General features: G+C 66.7%; 14 protein-coding genes. 9 read left to right on the top strand and 5 right to left on the bottom strand.

The window, feature by feature from the left end; genetic code table 11:
* Together lpxI and lpxB are read left to right on the top strand one after the other, a co-directional pair.
* Complete coding sequence (lpxI, locus tag ASG25_RS11945) at window positions 1–918, top strand: UDP-2,3-diacylglucosamine diphosphatase LpxI (protein WP_082480099.1); 918 nt, start codon at window positions 1–3, stop codon at window positions 916–918.
* 89 nt (window positions 919–1,007) lie between these two features.
* Entirely contained in the window at window positions 1,008–2,198 is a 1,191-nt protein-coding gene (lpxB, locus tag ASG25_RS11940) for a lipid-A-disaccharide synthase (RefSeq protein WP_062473779.1), read from the top strand.
* A 132-nt stretch (window positions 2,199–2,330) separates the two neighbouring features.
* On the opposite strand, the gene ASG25_RS11935 is transcribed toward lpxB, so the two are convergent.
* A complete protein-coding gene (locus ASG25_RS11935) occupies window positions 2,331–3,050 on the bottom strand; it encodes an HAD family hydrolase (RefSeq protein ID WP_062473776.1) in 720 nt (239 codons plus the stop codon).
* A 340-nt stretch (window positions 3,051–3,390) separates the two neighbouring features.
* On the opposite strand from ASG25_RS11935, the gene rpiA reads away from it, so the two are divergent.
* The 3 genes from rpiA to gor all read left to right on the top strand — a co-directional run bounded on the left by rpiA (window position 3,391) and on the right by gor (window position 6,341).
* A complete protein-coding gene (rpiA, locus tag ASG25_RS11930) occupies window positions 3,391–4,095 on the top strand; it encodes a ribose-5-phosphate isomerase RpiA (RefSeq protein ID WP_062473774.1) in 705 nt (234 codons plus the stop codon).
* 68 nt (window positions 4,096–4,163) lie between these two features.
* Window positions 4,164–4,718 (top strand): DUF2059 domain-containing protein, encoded by a 555-nt coding sequence (locus ASG25_RS11925; RefSeq protein ID WP_062473772.1) that lies wholly within the window; start codon window positions 4,164–4,166, stop codon window positions 4,716–4,718.
* A gap of 234 nt (window positions 4,719–4,952) precedes the next feature.
* On the top strand, window positions 4,953–6,341 hold the full coding sequence (gor, locus tag ASG25_RS11920; RefSeq protein WP_062473770.1) for a glutathione-disulfide reductase: 1,389 nt from the start codon (window positions 4,953–4,955) through the stop codon (window positions 6,339–6,341).
* Here gor and ASG25_RS11915 read toward each other — a convergent pair.
* Complete coding sequence (locus tag ASG25_RS11915; RefSeq protein ID WP_062473767.1) at window positions 6,311–6,565, bottom strand: hypothetical protein; 255 nt, start codon at window positions 6,563–6,565, stop codon at window positions 6,311–6,313. The genes gor and ASG25_RS11915 overlap by 31 nt on opposite strands.
* Before the next feature lie 193 nt (window positions 6,566–6,758).
* On the opposite strand from ASG25_RS11915, the gene ASG25_RS11910 reads away from it, so the two are divergent.
* Window positions 6,759–7,619 carry a LysR family transcriptional regulator gene (locus tag ASG25_RS11910; protein ID WP_062473765.1) on the top strand — a complete coding sequence of 287 codons (861 nt, stop codon included), beginning with the start codon at window positions 6,759–6,761 and terminating at the stop codon, window positions 7,617–7,619.
* A 145-nt stretch (window positions 7,620–7,764) separates the two neighbouring features.
* A complete protein-coding gene (locus ASG25_RS11905) occupies window positions 7,765–9,144 on the top strand; it encodes a 3-deoxy-7-phosphoheptulonate synthase class II (RefSeq protein ID WP_062473763.1) in 1,380 nt (459 codons plus the stop codon).
* A 97-nt stretch (window positions 9,145–9,241) separates the two neighbouring features.
* Here the strand turns inward: ASG25_RS11905 and ASG25_RS11900 are convergent, their stop codons facing one another.
* Window positions 9,242–9,787: a DUF1003 domain-containing protein gene (locus ASG25_RS11900; protein WP_062473761.1), complete on the bottom strand. Its 546-nt coding sequence runs from the start codon at window positions 9,785–9,787 to the stop codon at window positions 9,242–9,244.
* A 248-nt stretch (window positions 9,788–10,035) separates the two neighbouring features.
* Here ASG25_RS11900 and ASG25_RS11895 point away from each other — a divergent pair, with 248 nt between their 5' ends.
* Window positions 10,036–11,934 carry a methyl-accepting chemotaxis protein gene (locus tag ASG25_RS11895; protein ID WP_062473759.1) on the top strand — a complete coding sequence of 633 codons (1,899 nt, stop codon included), beginning with the start codon at window positions 10,036–10,038 and terminating at the stop codon, window positions 11,932–11,934.
* A gap of 187 nt (window positions 11,935–12,121) precedes the next feature.
* On the opposite strand, the gene ASG25_RS11890 is transcribed toward ASG25_RS11895, so the two are convergent.
* Window positions 12,122–14,053, bottom strand: a complete 1,932-nt coding sequence (locus ASG25_RS11890) for an LTA synthase family protein (protein WP_062473757.1) — start codon at window positions 14,051–14,053, stop codon at window positions 12,122–12,124.
* Between the two features lie 264 nt (window positions 14,054–14,317).
* On the opposite strand from ASG25_RS11890, the gene ASG25_RS11885 reads away from it, so the two are divergent.
* A complete protein-coding gene (locus ASG25_RS11885) occupies window positions 14,318–15,142 on the top strand; it encodes a TolB family protein (protein ID WP_062473755.1) in 825 nt (274 codons plus the stop codon).
* A 21-nt stretch (window positions 15,143–15,163) separates the two neighbouring features.
* On the opposite strand, the gene ASG25_RS11880 is transcribed toward ASG25_RS11885, so the two are convergent.
* Window positions 15,164–16,426 carry a DUF2865 domain-containing protein gene (locus tag ASG25_RS11880; protein WP_244479389.1) on the bottom strand — a complete coding sequence of 421 codons (1,263 nt, stop codon included), beginning with the start codon at window positions 16,424–16,426 and terminating at the stop codon, window positions 15,164–15,166.
* Window positions 16,427–16,603: the final 177 nt, after the last annotated feature.

Here is a 16,603-nt window from a genome sequence, read left to right as displayed (position 1 = left end):
ATGCCTGGCCCATCCTCCAAGGATCCGCTGGCGGTATCGACACCGCCGGGACTTGGCGGTCGTGCCGGCAAAGGGCGGCTGGCGATTATCGCCGGCGGCGGTCGTCTGCCGCATCACGTGGCCGATGCGGCACGGGCGAGCGGCGAAAACCCCTACATCATCGCGCTGACCGGGGAGGCCGGCGACGGCTGGAGCGGCTATGACAGCCGGACGCTCGGCATCGGCAATTTCCGGGACATCAGCGCCACCTTCCGCCAGGAGGGCATCGACCGGGTCGTGCTTACCGGCGGCGTGCAGCGCCGTCCGGAATGGCGCGACATCCGCCCGACCCTGAAGACGCTCTCGCGCGTGCCTGCGGTTCTGAAGACGCTGATATCGGGCGGGGACGATGCGGTGCTGAAAATGGCGATCGCGCTGATCGAGGCGAGCGGCGCCCGTGTCATCGGCGTCCAGGATATCGTGCCGGCGCTTCTCGCCGAGATCGGACCGATTGGCCGGATTGCACCCGATGGCGACGATCTCAGGGACATCGCCGTGGCGACGGCGGCCGCCAATGCGCTCGGCGCGCTGGATGTGGGCCAGGGCGCCATTGCCGTCGGCGGCCGTGTCGTCGCGCTGGAGGGGCCGGAGGGCACCGACGCGATGATCGCGCGCGTGGCCGGCCTGCGGCGCGACGGCCGGATTTCCCAGAGGCGGCGCGGCGTGCTGGTCAAGCTCTGCAAGCCGCAACAGGATCTGCGCGCCGATCTCCCGTCGATCGGGCCCTCGACCGTGGAAAGCGCGCTTGCGGCCGGTCTTGCCGGCATCGCCGTGGAAGCGGGCCGGGCGCTGGTTCTGGAGCGTGCCGCAACCATCGAGACCGCCGATCGTTCGGGGCTGTTCGTGACGGGGCTCGACCGGACGCAGCCGCTGTCCTGAGGCCGGCTCGCGCAGGGCACGGGGCGCGTGCAGGACGGAAGGACGCGCCGGGAGCCGCGTCGGAACTCTCAGATGGACGAGGTGCGTGCATGCCGAATGAAAACAGGGCCGACCCCCTCAAGGTCGCCATCATCGCCGGCGAAGTGTCCGGCGATCTGCTTGGCGGAGACCTGATCCGGGCGCTGAAGCAGCGTGCCGGCCCCGTCTCGCTCGTTGGCGTCGGCGGCGAGGAGCTGGAGGCACAGGGCCTCGTGTCGCTGTTCGACTATTCCGAACTGTCGATCATGGGCATTTCGCAGGTGCTCGCGCGGTTGCCGACGCTTCTCCGGCGCATCCGGCAGACGGCGGATGCGGTCATCGCGGCGCGGCCGGATGTGCTGGTGATCATCGACAGCCCCGATTTTACCCATCGCGTCGCCAAACGCGTGCGGGCGGCGCTGCCCAGCCTGCCGATCGTCGACTACGTCTGCCCGAGCGTCTGGGCCTGGAAGCCGGAGCGGGCCCTGCGCATGCGGCCCTATGTCGACCACGTGCTCGCCGTCCTGCCGTTCGAGCCCGACGCGATGGCGACGCTCGGCGGTCCGCCGACGACCTATGTCGGGCATCGGCTTGCCTCCGACGAGCATGTCCTCTCCGTCCGCGCGGCCCAGTGGGCGAAGGGCGACGCGCGCGTGCGCGATGGCTGGCAGCCGACCTGTCTCCTTCTCCCGGGTTCGCGCAGTTCGGAAATCACGCGGCTGCTGCCAGTGTTTCGGGAAGCGGTGGAGATCCTGGCCAAGCGCTCCCCAGGCTTCCGCTTCGTGTTGCCCACCGTGCCGCGGCAGGCCGACACCGTGCGCGCGCTCGTGCGCGACTGGCCGGTCGATGTCGAGGTGCGGGTGGGCGCGCAGGCCAAATGGGCTGCCTTCGCGCAGGCCGACGTCGCCATGGCGGCCTCGGGCACGGTGATCCTCGAGCTCGGCCTCTGCAGCATTCCCGTCGTTTCGACCTACAAGGCCGACTGGCTGATCCGCATGATGCACAAGCGCATCCGGATCTGGACGGCGAACCTGCCGAACCTGATCGGCGACTACGTCATCGTTCCCGAATATTTCAACGAGTCCATCCGGCCGGGCGCGCTTGCCCGCTGGATGGAGCGGCTGGCTGCCGACACGCCGGAGCGGCGTGCCATGATCGGCGGGTTCGACGCTGTCTGGGATATCATGCGCACGGAGGTGCCGCCGGGCGAGCGCGCAGCAGCGCTGGTCATGGAGACGATCGCCACGAAGGCCGCGGGCTAAGCGCGTTGCGTGAAAAAGGAGTCACGCGACCCGCTTGAAGATCTTATCGTGATGCATGTCGTTTGCCGAAACCGGTGCATACTCTCGGGCGACCTGCATTCGCGATCGGCCTCGGCCCGAGCGCGCCCGGTTTCACGCCTGTCCGGCGAGAAGGCGTTCGACGAGGTCCGGGGTGAGTTCGGTAAAGTGGGAGATGACCACGGACGGCGCCAGGGTCTCCACGGCGACATCGGAATAGCCGAAGGGCACGGCGATGGAGGGAACCTCGGCGTTGTGCGCGACGAGAATGTCGTTGCGGCTGTCGCCGATCATCACCGCACGCCCGGGCGTGCCGCCGGCAAGGCGGATGGTGGCGAGCAGGTGCTCAGCATGCGGCTTGCGCACATCGAACGTGTCACCGCCGGTAATCGCGGCAAAGCGGGACGTCAGGCCGAGCGCCTCGATCAGCGTGCGTGCCAGCATTTCCAGCTTGTTGGTGCAGACGGCCAGGCGATAGCCGGCAGCCGACAGCCGGTCCATGGCATCGAGCACGCCGGGATAGGGCATCGATGCGCCAGGCATGGTGGCGTGGTAATGCGCAACGAACTCCTTCATCTGCCAAGCGAGATCGTCTTCGCTCAACGGCTTCTCGCGCATCGCGAAGGTCCGCTCGATCATCGCCTGCGCACCGTGGCCGACGAGATGCGTCAGGTCGTCATAGCCGACCGGTGCCAGACCGGCCTGGGTCACCGCGTGGTTGAGGCTTGCGACCAGATCGGGTGCGGTATCGACCAGCGTGCCGTCGAGGTCGAAGACGATGGTGGCCGGCGGCAGGGCGCCCGAAGACGCGGAAGCAGAGGTCGAGAGGGACATCGGGAAGGGCCTTTTGCGGTCTGAGGTTGCCTGTGGGCGTATGCGACCGGGCTGCGAAATGCAATCGTTCGGGCGGATCCTTTGCCCGATCCGCATTGGTCCGTTCGCGATCTGCCGCGGCTCCTCGCCTGTTTCGCCGGGAAGACGGCCCGGTATCTCTGGGAATGGCGCACGCGTGGAGGGCGGGCCTGTTGCGGGCCGGTTTGCGGGGAAGGCGCGGGGCAGGAACCTGGCTGCGACGGTCTTCGCGGCGGGGGCTTTCCTCTGTCGCATGGGCCGTGTAAACCTCCGGGCGGCCGGGCCTTGCCCGGACGACGGGTTCAACGGGAGACAGCGGCGCATGGATGCCCGCCAAATGAAGATCAAGGCCGCTGAAGCGGCGCTGGCCCATGTCGAGGACGGCATGCGGCTCGGGATCGGCACCGGCTCGACAGCCGAGGAGTTCATTCGGCTTCTGGCCGAGAAGGTCGCTTCGGGATTCCGCATCGAAGGGGTTCCGACCTCCGAGCGTACGGCGCGGCTCTGCCTCGACCTCGGCATTCCCCTGCGGTCGCTCGACGAGCTGCCGGAACTCGACCTGACGATCGACGGTGCGGACGAGGTCGATCCCGCCCTCAACCTCATCAAGGGCGGTGGCGGCGCGCTGCTCCGGGAAAAGATCGTCGCGGCCTCGTCGGCGCGCATGATCGTGATTGCCGACGAAAGCAAGGTCGTCGACACGCTCGGCGCGTTCAAGCTGCCAATCGAAATCAATCCCTTCGGGCAGAAGGCGACGCTGATCGCCATCGAGAAAACGGCCGCAAGGCTCGGCCTTTCGGGCGATCTGGTGCTGCGCAGTTCGGGCGACGGCCTGTTCGAGACCGATGGCGGGCATCTGATCGTCGATGCATCTTTTGGCCGCATTCCTGATGCAGATGCGCTGGCGCGCGAGCTGAACGGACTTCCGGGCGTGGTCGAACATGGCCTCTTCATCGGCATGGCGTCCCTGGCGATCATCGCCGGCGCGGCGGGTGCCAGGGAGATGACGCGCGCTCGATCGGCCTGATCCCCCACAGACTTTACCGGACGCGTCGAACCGACGCGACGCCCTTGAACATACAGGAGCTTTTTCGAATGAACAGATTTGCAGGCCGGGTCCGCGTCTTGACCGCCTTCGTTCTTCTCGCAACAACCGCACCGGCCGCCTTTGCCCAGGACGTGACGGAAGATCACCTGAAGGCCGCGCGCGCCGCGATCGCCTCCATCGGTGCGACCGACAACTTCGACAATATCCTCCCCAACCTTGCCGAGCGGCTGAAGGTCAACCTGATCCAGTCGTCGCCGAACTACCAGGACCTGATCTCGACCACGGTCGATGCCAAGGCGCTGGAGCTGGCCGGCCGCCGCGCCGACCTCGAGCGGGAAGCCGCAACCATCTACGCCAAGACCTTCACGATCGAGCAGCTGAACGCCATCAGCGCCTTCTACCAGTCGGATGCCGGCAAGAAGCTTCTGAACGACGGCCCGATCGCCTCGCGCGAAATGATGAAGGCGGCCGATATCTGGGCAGCCGGCGTGTCGCGTGACCTGAGCGCCGAAGCCACCAAGGCCCTGCAGTCGACGCTGGCGCCGCCGGCCGACGCCGCCGGCCAGCCGCCGACGGCTCCGGCCCCCGCGCCGGCACCCTGAGGATCGGCTTTCCCGATCATTTTTCCTGATCTCCTCGTTTCGTCTCCGGCGTGATCGCCGCTGCGGATCGTCGAAGCCCTCCGGACCTCTCCGGGGGGCTTTTCTTTTGCCGGCGCGGCGCACTATATCAGCGACATGCCGACAGGCTGCGCCGGACAGGACGAAACAGACCGTGCCGCGCCCGTTGACCCGTTCTCGTCTCTCGTCTCTCGTCTCTCGTCCCCGGAGCCTTCCATGACATCTTACGACTATGATCTCTTCGTCATCGGCGGCGGATCCGGCGGCGTGCGCAGCGGCCGCGTTGCGGCTTCGCTCGGCAAGAAGGTCGGGATCGCCGAGGAATTCCGCTATGGCGGAACCTGCGTCATCCGCGGCTGCGTGCCGAAAAAGCTCTATGTCTACGCTTCCATGTTCTCGACCGACTTTCAGGACGCCGAAGGTTTTGGCTGGACCGTGGGCGAGACATCGTTCGACTGGCACAAGCTGGTCGCGGCGAAGGAGACAGAAATCACCCGGCTGGAAGGCCTCTACCAGAAGGGTCTTGCCAATGCCGGTGCGGACATCTTCCACAGCCGGGCCGAGCTCGTCGGGCCGAACAGCATCAAGCTGCTTTCGACCGGGCAGATCGTCACCGCGGAACGGATCGTCATTGCCGTCGGCGGCCGGCCGTCGCCGCACGATGCGCTTCCGGGAAGCGCATTGGCCATCACCTCGAACGAGGTGTTCGACCTGCCCGAACTGCCGAGGTCGATCCTGATTGCCGGCGGCGGCTACATCGCGGTGGAGTTCGCCAACATCCTGCACGGGCTGGGCGTCGAGACGACGCTGATCTATCGCGGCAAGGAGATCCTCTCCCGCTTCGACCGGGACATGCGCCAGGGCCTGCACAAGGCGATGGTCGACAAGGGTATCCGCATCCTCTGCGAGGACATCATCGAGACCATCTCGGATGGCGAGCATGGCGGGCGGCAGGTGACGACCCTGAAGGGCGAGATCCTGACCGTCGACCAGGTGATGCTGGCGCTCGGCCGCGTGCCCAACACGCAAGGGCTGGGGCTCGACGCCGCGGGGGTCAAGACGGACCACCAGGGCGCCATCATCGTGGACGCCTTCTCGCGCACCAGCGCCCCGGGCATCTACGCGCTGGGGGACGTGACCAATCGCGTGCAGCTGACGCCAGTCGCCATCCACGAGGCCATGTGCTTCATCGAGACCGCGTACAAGGGCAACCCGACGTCGCCCGATCACGACCTCATCGCCACCGCCGTCTTCTCCCAGCCGGAGATCGGCACCGTGGGCCTTTCGGAAGACGAGGCCGCGCAGACGCTCGACGACGTCGAGATCTACCGAACCGAATTCCGGCCGATGCGGGCCACGCTGTCGGGCCGGTCGGAGAAGACGATCATGAAGCTGGTGGTGAACGCCGCGGACCGGAAGGTCGTGGGCGCGCATGTGCTCGGACCGAGCGCCGGCGAGATGGCCCAGCTTCTCGGCATCTCCCTGAAGGCCGGCGTGACCAAGGACGATTTCGACCGGACCATGGCCGTGCATCCCACGGCGTCGGAAGAGCTGGTGACGATGTACGCGCCGAGCTACCGCATCCGCAACGGCGAGCGCGTGTAGAACCGGGCGGGCTGTGGCCGGGGCGTTCCCGAAGGCCTTTTCGGGCGCGGCCGCGTCCCGCCGGTGACGGCCGTGAGGACGGGCACGACCCAGCTGAGGCCCTTCCAGGCCGGCTGGTCGAGCGGATCGGCGAAAGCCGCCCGCTTTTCGCCGGCGCTGGATGTCCCTCCTGGAGCTCCGCCGGTGCGATGCGGAAAAGCATGAATGACGAGCTGGTCGCGCATGGCGTATCTCCTTGTCGATGTCTCTGATCCGGACATAGCCATCGGCGCGGTGCGATCGTAGACGCAGGAATGAAAGGGGCGTTTCATCCGTGTGGGGCGCTGCGCCGGAACACCCGTGCTATAGGCTCCCGGTCGGCGGACGGGACCGGGCGGGGCCTGATGCGGCAAATGGCTGGCAGAGGTGGGGCTTTCGATGGACGAGACGGCCTGGGACGAATTGCAGCTCTTCCTGCAAGTGGCGCTGGCGGGCGGGCTGAGTGCGGCGGCCGTGCGCACGGGCCTCAGCGCGCCCACGATCGGGCGGCGAATGCTGGCGCTCGAGAAATCCCTCGGCCGCTCGCTGTTCGAGCGCAGCCAGCAGGGATATCGGCTGGCGCATGATGGCGAGATCCTGCTCGATCATGTCCGCGCCATGCAAGCGGCGGCGGACGGCATTGCCGGATGGCGCTTCGCCTTGCCTATCGTGACGCTGGCCGGCGACAGCTGGATGTCCGGGTTCATGGCCGACCATCTGAGCGATCTGCGAGGGCCGTCGGATGGGTTCCGGATCTGCTGCCGTGGGACGACCGAGGAACTGGCCTTTCGCGGCGTGGATGTGAGCCTGCTGCCCAAGGCGCCCGCCGCCGGCAATGTGGCGGTCCTGCGCTCCATCGCCATGCGCTACGCCGTCTATGCCGCCCGCAACGCGCCGCCGCAGGCGGAGGGCCGCTGGATCTCGATGGCGACCGATACGGCGCGGCTGCCGCCCGAGCGTTGGGTCTTCGAGAACCACGAGGCTGACATCCACACCTGGACGACAAGCGCCGATCTTCTGCACCGCCTGTTGCGCAACGGGGCCGGCCGCAGCCTCATGCCGGTCTTCGTCGGCGATGCCGATCCTGCGCTCCGGCGGATCGGCGCGCCGATTGCCGACCTCGATCACACGCTGGCGATCGTCAGCCATGACGACGAGCGGCGCCGGCCCGAAGTGCGGCTGGTGATCGAGCGGCTGGCGGCGCTTCTCAAAGCGCATGCCGGCCGGTTTGCAGGCGCCTGCGAGACGGAGAGCGTCTGATCGGCCGCGCGCTGTGCGTGACCGGCCGACGGGCTTTGCAAGCGGCGTCTTAACGTCTATAAGCCCGCATCGAAGACGGCGCCGGAGGGGGTGCCGGTGCGACGAGGCCCGCCGGACGAGGCGGGACCGTGAAAGGCGAAACGAGATGGCACAGAACTGGACACCGACCAGCTGGCGGCAGAAGCCGATCAGCCAGGTTCCCGACTTCCCGGATGCATCCGCCCTGGCGGCGACCGAGGCGCAGCTGGCGACCTATCCGCCGCTCGTCTTTGCGGGCGAGGCGCGCAACCTGAAGAAGGCGCTCGCCAATGTTTCGGAAGGCCGCGGCTTTCTGCTGCAGGGCGGCGATTGCGCCGAAAGCTTTGCCGAGCATGGCGCGGACACGATCCGCGACTTCTTCCGCGCCTTCCTGCAGATGGCCGTCGTCTTGACCTTCGGCGCTCAGCAGCCGGTGGTCAAGGTCGGCCGTATCGCTGGCCAGTTCGCCAAGCCCCGCTCGTCCAACATCGAGCGCCAGGGCGAGACCGAGCTGCCGAGCTATCGCGGCGACATCATCAACGGCATCGATTTCACGCCCGAGGCGCGCATTCCGAACCCGGAACGGCAGATCATGGCCTACCGCCAGTCGGCCGCGACGCTCAACCTGCTGCGTGCCTTCGCGATGGGCGGCTATGCCAATCTCGACAATGTGCACCAGTGGATGCTCGGCTTCGTGAAGGACAGCCCGCAGGCCGAGCGCTACCGCAAGCTCGCCGACCGGATTTCCGAAACGATGGACTTCATGAAGGCCATTGGCATCACGCCGGAGACCAACCCGTCGCTGCGCGAAACGGATTTCTTCACCAGCCACGAGGCGCTGCTGCTCGGCTACGAGCAGGCGCTGACGCGCGTCGATTCGACCTCGGGCGACTGGTATGCGACGTCCGGCCACATGATCTGGATCGGCGACCGGACACGCCAGCCCGACCACGCCCATGTCGAATACTGCCGCGGGATCAAGAACCCGATCGGTCTGAAGTGTGGCCCGTCCATGACGGCCGACGGGCTGATCGAGCTCATCAACATCCTGAACCCGGCCAACGAGGCGGGACGGCTGACGCTGATCTGCCGCTTTGGCCACGACAAGGTTGCCGAGCACCTGCCGCGCCTCATCCGCGCCGTGCAGCGCGAGGGCAAGAAGGTCGTCTGGTCCTGCGATCCGATGCATGGCAACACGATCACGCTCAACAGCTACAAGACGCGGCCGTTCGAGCGGATCCTGAGCGAGGTGGAGAGCTTCTTCCAGATCCACCGTGCCGAGGGCACGCATCCGGGCGGCATCCATATCGAGATGACCGGCAACGACGTGACGGAATGCACGGGGGGCGCCCGCGCGCTTTCGGGCGCCGACCTTGCCGACCGTTACCACACGCATTGCGACCCCCGCCTCAATGCCGACCAGGCGCTCGAACTGGCATTCCTGCTTGCCGAGCGCATGAAGGGCGGACGCGACGAGAAGCGGATGCTGGTCAACGGCTGGGCGTAAGCCGCCGCGCATTGGTTCATCGAGACAGACAGGAAAGGGCCGGGGAGCGATCTCCGGCCCTTTCTTCGTCTTCGTCAGGAGCGTTCTCCTCCCGCGCTCAGTCGCGGCGGGTTTCGTAGGCTTCGAGACGATCGTGCAGCCGGGCGACATTGGCCTGCAGCGCGGCGATCTCTCGCAAAAGGACGTCGTCGATCTTGTGATGAAGCGAGATCAGCTCGATTTCCGATTTCAGGTTGACCTCGTAGTCCTTGGACGCGTTCAGCCGGTCTTTTGCCGCTTCCCGGTTCTGCGACATCATGATGATCGGCGCCTGCAGCGCAGCCACCATCGAGAGCACGAGGTTGAGGAAGATGAAGGGATAGGGATCGAAGGCGGCGCTTTGGCTGAGAAGCACCGTGTTGACCAGCGCCCAGCCGGCGAGGAACACGAGAAAGCTGATGATGAAGCCCCAGGAGCCGCCGATGCGGGCGATCTGGTCGGCGACGCGATCGCCGAGATCCTGACTTGCGACGAAACGGGCATTGACGTCTTCCGACAGCGTCTGGCGTGCATGCGCCCGGCCGAGCACATGGCGTTCCACCGCGCCCAGCGCGGCTGCCGGTTTGTTGAAGAGGCGGCGGGAGATTTCTTCGATGCTGGACATGCGGGCTCCGGGTCTCGGCGGGATTTCTTCAGCCCTGTCGCCCCGTTTCCGGCGGAACTGTGTCCGTCGAAGCCTGAAAACGAACGTCGACGGCAGGCATAAAGGTAAGTTAAGCCTTAGTTATTCGTTTCCGCGCTAAAAATGAAACCGCGCGATGTGCGAAAGTCCCGATGCGCCTTGCCGGACATGAGTCCTCTTTCCCCCTTTCCCTGTCTATTGCGCGGTGATGCGCTTCGCCGGAGTTCCGCATGTCGTTAAAAAATCTCTCCATCCTGAAGAAGGTTGGGCTGGTCGTCCTCGTCATGGGACTGTCCTCGGCCGCCATCGCCACCGTCGGCATACGCGGCATCGGCGCGCTCGGGGACACCATGGTTTCCGTCGGCATGCGGGAGGAGGTCGCCCGGGAGGCGATGGATCTGCGGGTCGACGTCATTTCGATCAGCCGCATGACCTACCAGCTGGCGGCCGATCCTTCCAAGGCGGCAGATGTCCGCACCGAATCGGCGCGCCGCCAGAGCGAGATGCTGGCGCGGCTGCCGAAGATCGAGACGGCCGCCGACGAGACGCAGCGTGCCCAGCTGAAGACGGTGGAAGACAAGCTGCAGGCCTATTTCACGACCATCAACGCGATGGTGGATGCGGCCGCGGCGCCCGGCGCGACCAGCGCCTCGATGACGGCACCGCTTTCCACGGCGCTCGATGCACAGAAGGCGGTCACGACGGCGGTCAAGGCCTACAGCACCTATTCCGGCGACGCGCTGGCCGCAGCCCGCTCCGACGCGCTTGAGAGCGCCTCCATGGCGATGGTCGTGGAAATCGGGGCGGCCATCGCCGCCATCGCCCTCGGCGGCTTCGTCAGCCTGCTCGTGGCGCGCCGCGGCATCGTGGCGCCTGTGCGCGCCATGACCGGCGTGATGCGCGACCTGTCGGAGGGACGACTCGATGTCGGCACGATGGAAACCGACCGTCGCGACGAGATCGGCGAGATGGGCCGCGCGCTTGACGTCTTCCGTCGCAACGCCATCGCCATGCGCGACATGAAGGCGCAGGAAGCCGCGCTCCAGGCGAGCAGCAGCGACCTGCAGTCGAGCATCGCCTCCGTGGTGGCCGCAGCAGTCGCCGGCGACTTCACGGCACGCATCAACCGGGATTACGGCTCGCCGGACCTCAACCGCTTTGCTGCGAGCGTCAACGAGCTCGTCGGCAGCGTGGACAACGCGATCGCGGAACTCCGCCGCGTCATCGAGGCCCTGTCGCAGGCCGACCTGACACAGAGCATGAATGGCCGTTTCCAGGGTGCGTTCGGCGAACTGCAGGCCAATGTCAACGCGACGATGGTCACGCTGCGCTCCACCATGGAGAGCGTGCGCGGGGCGGGTTCGACGATCTCGGACAGCTCGGCGGAACTGAGCGGTGCGGCCAACGACCTGTCGAAGCGCACCGAGCAGCAGGCCGCGGCGCTGGAGGAAACGGCGGCCGCCCTCGACGAGATCACCGCAACGGTGCGCACGTCGTCCACGCGCGCCCACGAGGCGCAGGAAATGGTGCGCGAGACGAAGGAGAGCGCGGCGCGGTCCGGCCTGATCGTCCGCAGTGCCGTCGATGCCATGGAGCGCATCGAAGGGTCGTCAAGCCGCATCGGGCAGATCATCGGCGTGATCGACGAGATCGCGTTCCAGACCAACCTCCTGGCGCTGAACGCCGGCGTCGAGGCGGCGCGGGCCGGCGAGGCGGGTCGCGGCTTTGCCGTCGTCGCCCAAGAGGTGCGCGAGCTTGCGCAGCGCTCTGCCAATGCGGCCAAGGAGATCAAGTCGCTGATCAGCGCCTCGGCCACCGAGGTCGAGGGCGGCGTGACGCTGGTGCGCTCGACGGGGGCCGCGCTGCTCGAAATCGAAACGCTGGTCAATCAGGTCAACGCCCATGTCGAAAGCATCGCCACGGCCTCGCGCGAGCAGGCAACGGCGCTCGGCGAGATCAACACGTCCGTGAACCAGATGGACCAGATGACGCAGAAGAACGCCGCCATGGTGGAGGAGACGACGGCGGCCAGCGAAACGCTCGCCGACCAGAGCCGCCAGCTGCAGCAGCTGCTCGCCCGTTTCCAGCTGGAACAGGGCTTCAACCCCGGCGCCCGCCGCGCGGCATAGCGGGGCGCAAAACCGTCGCAGAAAAGGGTGCGGGCACTGTCCGCACCCTTTTTTCGTTCGGGAAGCGCTCTCGCGCTTGCGACCCCCGTGAGAGGGGGCGACGCCTGCTCCGCCAGGCCACGCGGGGCGGCCATGACGTCAGTGTGTGCGGCGTCGTGGACGGATCAGACGCGAGGTGGGCGGTGGCCTACATCACCGGCTGGGGGAAGAGCGCGCCGTGGGTCTCGAAGAACCGGTCGGTGCCGTAGCGCTTGCCGAACATCATGTCGTGCTGGAGAAAGCGGTAGTCGCGCAGCACGGGGGCGATCTTCTTGTTGCGGGACCAGGCTTCGGTGTCCTTGCCGGCGGCATCAATCAGCATGTAGCGATCGACGACGTGGTAGCGGCTGAAGACGTCGCCGAGGAACGCCGTGTAGTAGGGATGCTCGAAGCCGCCGGTCTTCAGGACCTGATAGGAGAGGAAGGCCGGGCTGATCGTGCCGATATCCTTGACCGGGCCCGACTTGTTCGACCAGACGACCAGCGGGGTTTCGTGGCTGGACGACATCTGGTCGACGGTGCCCTTTCGCGAGGCGGTGACGTCCGGCATGTAGCCGGTCGAGGTGTAGACCGTATTCAGGGGCGGCAGATGGTCGCCGAACAGCACGATGATCGTCTCCCGGTCGCGCGTCTTGGCCCAGTCCATCAGCATCTTCAGGCTGTCGTCCGCTTCCTTGACGCCCTGCGCATAGGTTGCCAGCACCTGCCGGTCGTTTTCCGGCAGATCGCCCTCGACCTTGATCGTGTTCTTCGCATAGCGGTTCGCCTCGTAGGGGCCATGGCCCTGCAGCGTCACCGTGAAGAAGAAGAAGGGGTCGCGCAGCTCGTCGGCCTGGCGCATGATCTCTTTCGTCAGCGCTTCGTCGGAGGCGAAGATGCCGCGTTTCTCCATGGGCGGCAGGCTTTCCTCCGAGCGGAACTGCTCAAAGCCGAACGCCTTGTAGACGGCGCTGCGGTTCCAGAACCAACCCTGGAACGGGTGGACGGCCCGGGCGACATAGCCTTCGCCGCGGAAGAAGGTCGCAAGCGACGGGATCGGATTGCGGATATACTGCTGATAGGGAATGCTGCCATAGGGCAGGAACGCATTCGAGAAGCCCGTCAGCGCCTCGAACTCCACATTGGCGGTCATGCCGCCGAATTCGGGAGAGAACACCGCGCCGGACTGCAGGCTGCGGATCGTCGGCATCGGATCCGGCGAGAGCGTGACGTTGGGCAGGCGCGTCGGATCCCAGAGGGACTCGCTCATGACGACGATCACATCCGGCTTGCCACGATGCGTCGTGCCGGCTGCGACCGGCTCGGTCGGGATCTTGTCGATGGCGTCGGCCATGTAGCCTGCGGGGGCGGCCACATTGGCCATCGGCAGGTTGAGCACGAAGGCGAGCGTGAAGCCGTTGTGACGATAGTTCTCGGTCTGGTCCCACATGATGGGAATGATCTGCAGCCGATCGCGCACCCAGGAGAACTGGTTGTAGTCCATGAGATGGTAGAAGCCGCCCAGCAGCGGCAGGGCGACCGCGAGCCGCGCGAGGCGCTGACGGCGCGTGAGACGGGGAAAGCGGCGCCAGGCGTGACGCACGAGCCAGGTGAGGCCGGCCAGCGACAAGACGAGCCCGACGGCAATGCCGATCGCCGTGCCCGGGCGGTCGCGCACCAGGACCGGCATCAGCTCCATGATCTGCCGGCCGAACAGGAAATCGGTCGGATAGAGCGGATCGGACAGGAAGATCTGCTTCTGGCGCGTCACGAAGGCCGGCACCAGCGCGAGCGGGGCGATCAGCACGATGCCGTATTCGGCGCGACCGGCGATCGCATCCACCGCCAGGAAGAGAAGGAAGAAGATGAAGGCCGTGACCCAGGCGGGCCGCGCAGGATCGAGGAAGAACGCCGTCGCCTCGGCCGCGGAGTTGCGCGCGATCCACTCGACGATGAAGATCAGCGAGACGGCGAGCAGGAAAGAGATGAGGGTGCTGCGAAGGTGGGACAGAAGCCTTGAGGGACGGACGTCCTGCGCCACACCGGGTCCGTAGACGTCCGCGGAGGGTCTTGCGTTCACGGCAGACTGAAAACTCGCCATGGCCGGCTCCCTTCACAAATTCTTCGCATGCCTGTCATATCGGTGTCATGTTGAACAGAGGATGAATGTGCTTTCCCACGCACAATACGCGTGATCGCAGGCGAACCATCGCATCCCCATGAGCGGCAACAGCCCTCAAGCAGGGACACGACCGGGTGGGAAGGCTGGAGTGTTTGCTTGGGCGTTGGCCTGGGCAGAAACCGCCTGGGTGGAGGCTTGGGCAGAGAAAGCCGGGCAGACAAGGCCGGGGTGAGGAAGGACGATATGCGCAGTTCGGTTGAAGTGTTCACCGTGGAAACGGGCGAGACCCGCGTGGTCTGGCAGACGGACCGGTTGGTCGAGGCGCCGAATTTCACGCCCGACGGCGAAGGGCTGATCCTCAACGGCGACGGCCGGCTCTTTCGGATCGGCCTTGCAAACCCGGTGCCGGAGGTGATCGACACCGGTTTCGCCACCCTGCTGAACAACGATCACGGCCTTTCGCCGGACGGGGGACGAATCGCGATCAGCGACAAGACGGCGTTCGGGAAATCCGCGATCTACACGCTGCCGATCGGCGGCGGCGAGCCACGGCTGGTGACGCGGAACCTGCCCTCCTACTGGCATGGCTGGTCGCCGGACGGCGCGCGGCTCGCCTATTGCGGTATTCGCGACCAGGTGTTCGACATCTACACGATCGGCGTCGATGGCGGCGAGGAAACGCGGCTGACCCATGGCGAGGGGCGCAACGACGGGCCGGACTATTCGCCGGACGGCCGCTGGATCTACTTCAATTCCAGCCGAACCGGCCGAATGCAGATCTGGCGCGTGCCGGCAGACGGCGGCGTTGCCGAACGCATCACCGACAGCCCCTATGCCGACTGGTTCCCGCATCCCTCGCCGGACGGTCGGCACCTGCTGGTTCTTTCCTATGATGGCGATGTGGTCGACCATCCCCGCGACCTGACGGTGCGGCTGCGGCTGATGGATCCCGACGGCGGCCATGCGCGCGCGGTGCTGGAGCTGTTTGGTGGGCAGGGCACGATCAACGTGCCGAACTGGTCGCCGGACAGCCGGTGTTTCGCGTTCGTCCGCTACGCGCCCGTGTAGCAGAGGGGTCGGCGAAAAGGCTCAGTTCGTCTGTTCCGGCTGATAGCCGGGGCCGGCGGGATGGCGCAGGTCGATGGCGGATTCCTCGGCCGGCAGGAAGGTCGGGCCGACCTGGCGGACGCGGTTGGCCTTGGGGTCATAGGGGCGCTCGTTGCCCACGCGCGCGGGCGCGTCGACCGGCGCCACCGCAGGCAGGACCGTCCTTTCGACAGCCTCGACGTCCGGGGCGGGGCCGGTGTCGGCAGCCACGACACTGCCCGGCTTCGTCGTGATGGTCACCACGGCCTTTTCGGACGGGGTGCTCATCCGGGGTGCGGGGGCATCGCCCGGCAAGGTGGAGAAACCGGCGCCCGATGGCATGCCGGGCTTTTGACCCGACGCCTGGCTCGGCAGACGGCAGCCGCACTGGCTGCGGGTCGCGGGACTTCCACTCTTGTAGGCAAATGCCGTGGGAAGATCCGCGTAGGGATTGCCGGTGCTCGCCGAGATCATGTCCTGCGTCTCGCCGGTCAGCGGATGGAAATAGAGTTCGGTCGTCGCACCCGGGCAGCGCGCGCTGCAGGCCTGGGCATCGCGTGCGAAATCGTCCGGCGTCGCATTGGCGGAGATCGGGAAGAACGAGCCGTCGCAGGTGCGCACGCACATGGTCCGCAGCGGACCGTCCAGCGTCAGCGAATGGAGTTCGGGGGTGGAAAGGTCCGAGATCGACGGCTCGGATGCGGCGCCGTCCGAGGGGCCGCGCAGGCTCGTCTCGTCGCTGCCGATCGGCGGCAGGTCGGCGATGATGTTGCGGAAGCGGCGCGGCCCGTCCCCGTCGGGGCCGGAAACGGAGGCGCTGACGAGATCGCTGTCGATCGCCTCGCACCGGTTGGTCTGCAGCGCGACCAGGACGCGCCGCCGATCCGCATCGTCCTTCGAGCCGACGAGGTCATCCCGGCGGCGGGCCTTCAGCTCCTCGAGATCGGCGCTGATCGCGGCGATCCGGTTGTCGAGATCGGCGCAGGCCTCTTCGTTGTCGCCGTTGATGACCGTTACGCTTTCCGTGCTGCAGCCGAGCGTCCGCTGCTGGCTGCGCGCGCTGCGCAGCTCGATGTTCTGTCGGGAAATGGCGCCCGTATAGTTCCGCTGGCCTGCGTCGTTGTATCCGCCGCTGTCCTGCGTCGGCTGCGGCAGGTCGGCAAGGCGCGCATACAGCCGGTCGCAGAGCGCGGAGGCCTGGGCGCCTGCCGACAGGAACAGAAGGGGCATCAGCACTGCGGCCATGGAGAGTTTGCGGTTCGTCAAACGGCTAGCCTGTCTCGATGGTTATGGTCGGCACGGTTATGGTCGGCCCGGTTATGGTCGGCACGGTTATGGTCGGCCCCGTTTTGGTCGGCAGCTCGGGTCGGCCTCACCAAGCGACGAAGCAACCTGATCCATCAGGCGGTCCGCCGGGAGGTCCGCGCCATCACGGGCGCGGAA

Source organism: Rhizobium sp. Leaf384, assembly GCF_001424065.1.
Taxonomy (GTDB): domain Bacteria; phylum Pseudomonadota; class Alphaproteobacteria; order Rhizobiales; family Rhizobiaceae; genus Ferranicluibacter.
Note: the sequence above shows the minus strand (reverse complement) of the source record. Positions and strands in the feature narration are given on the sequence as shown.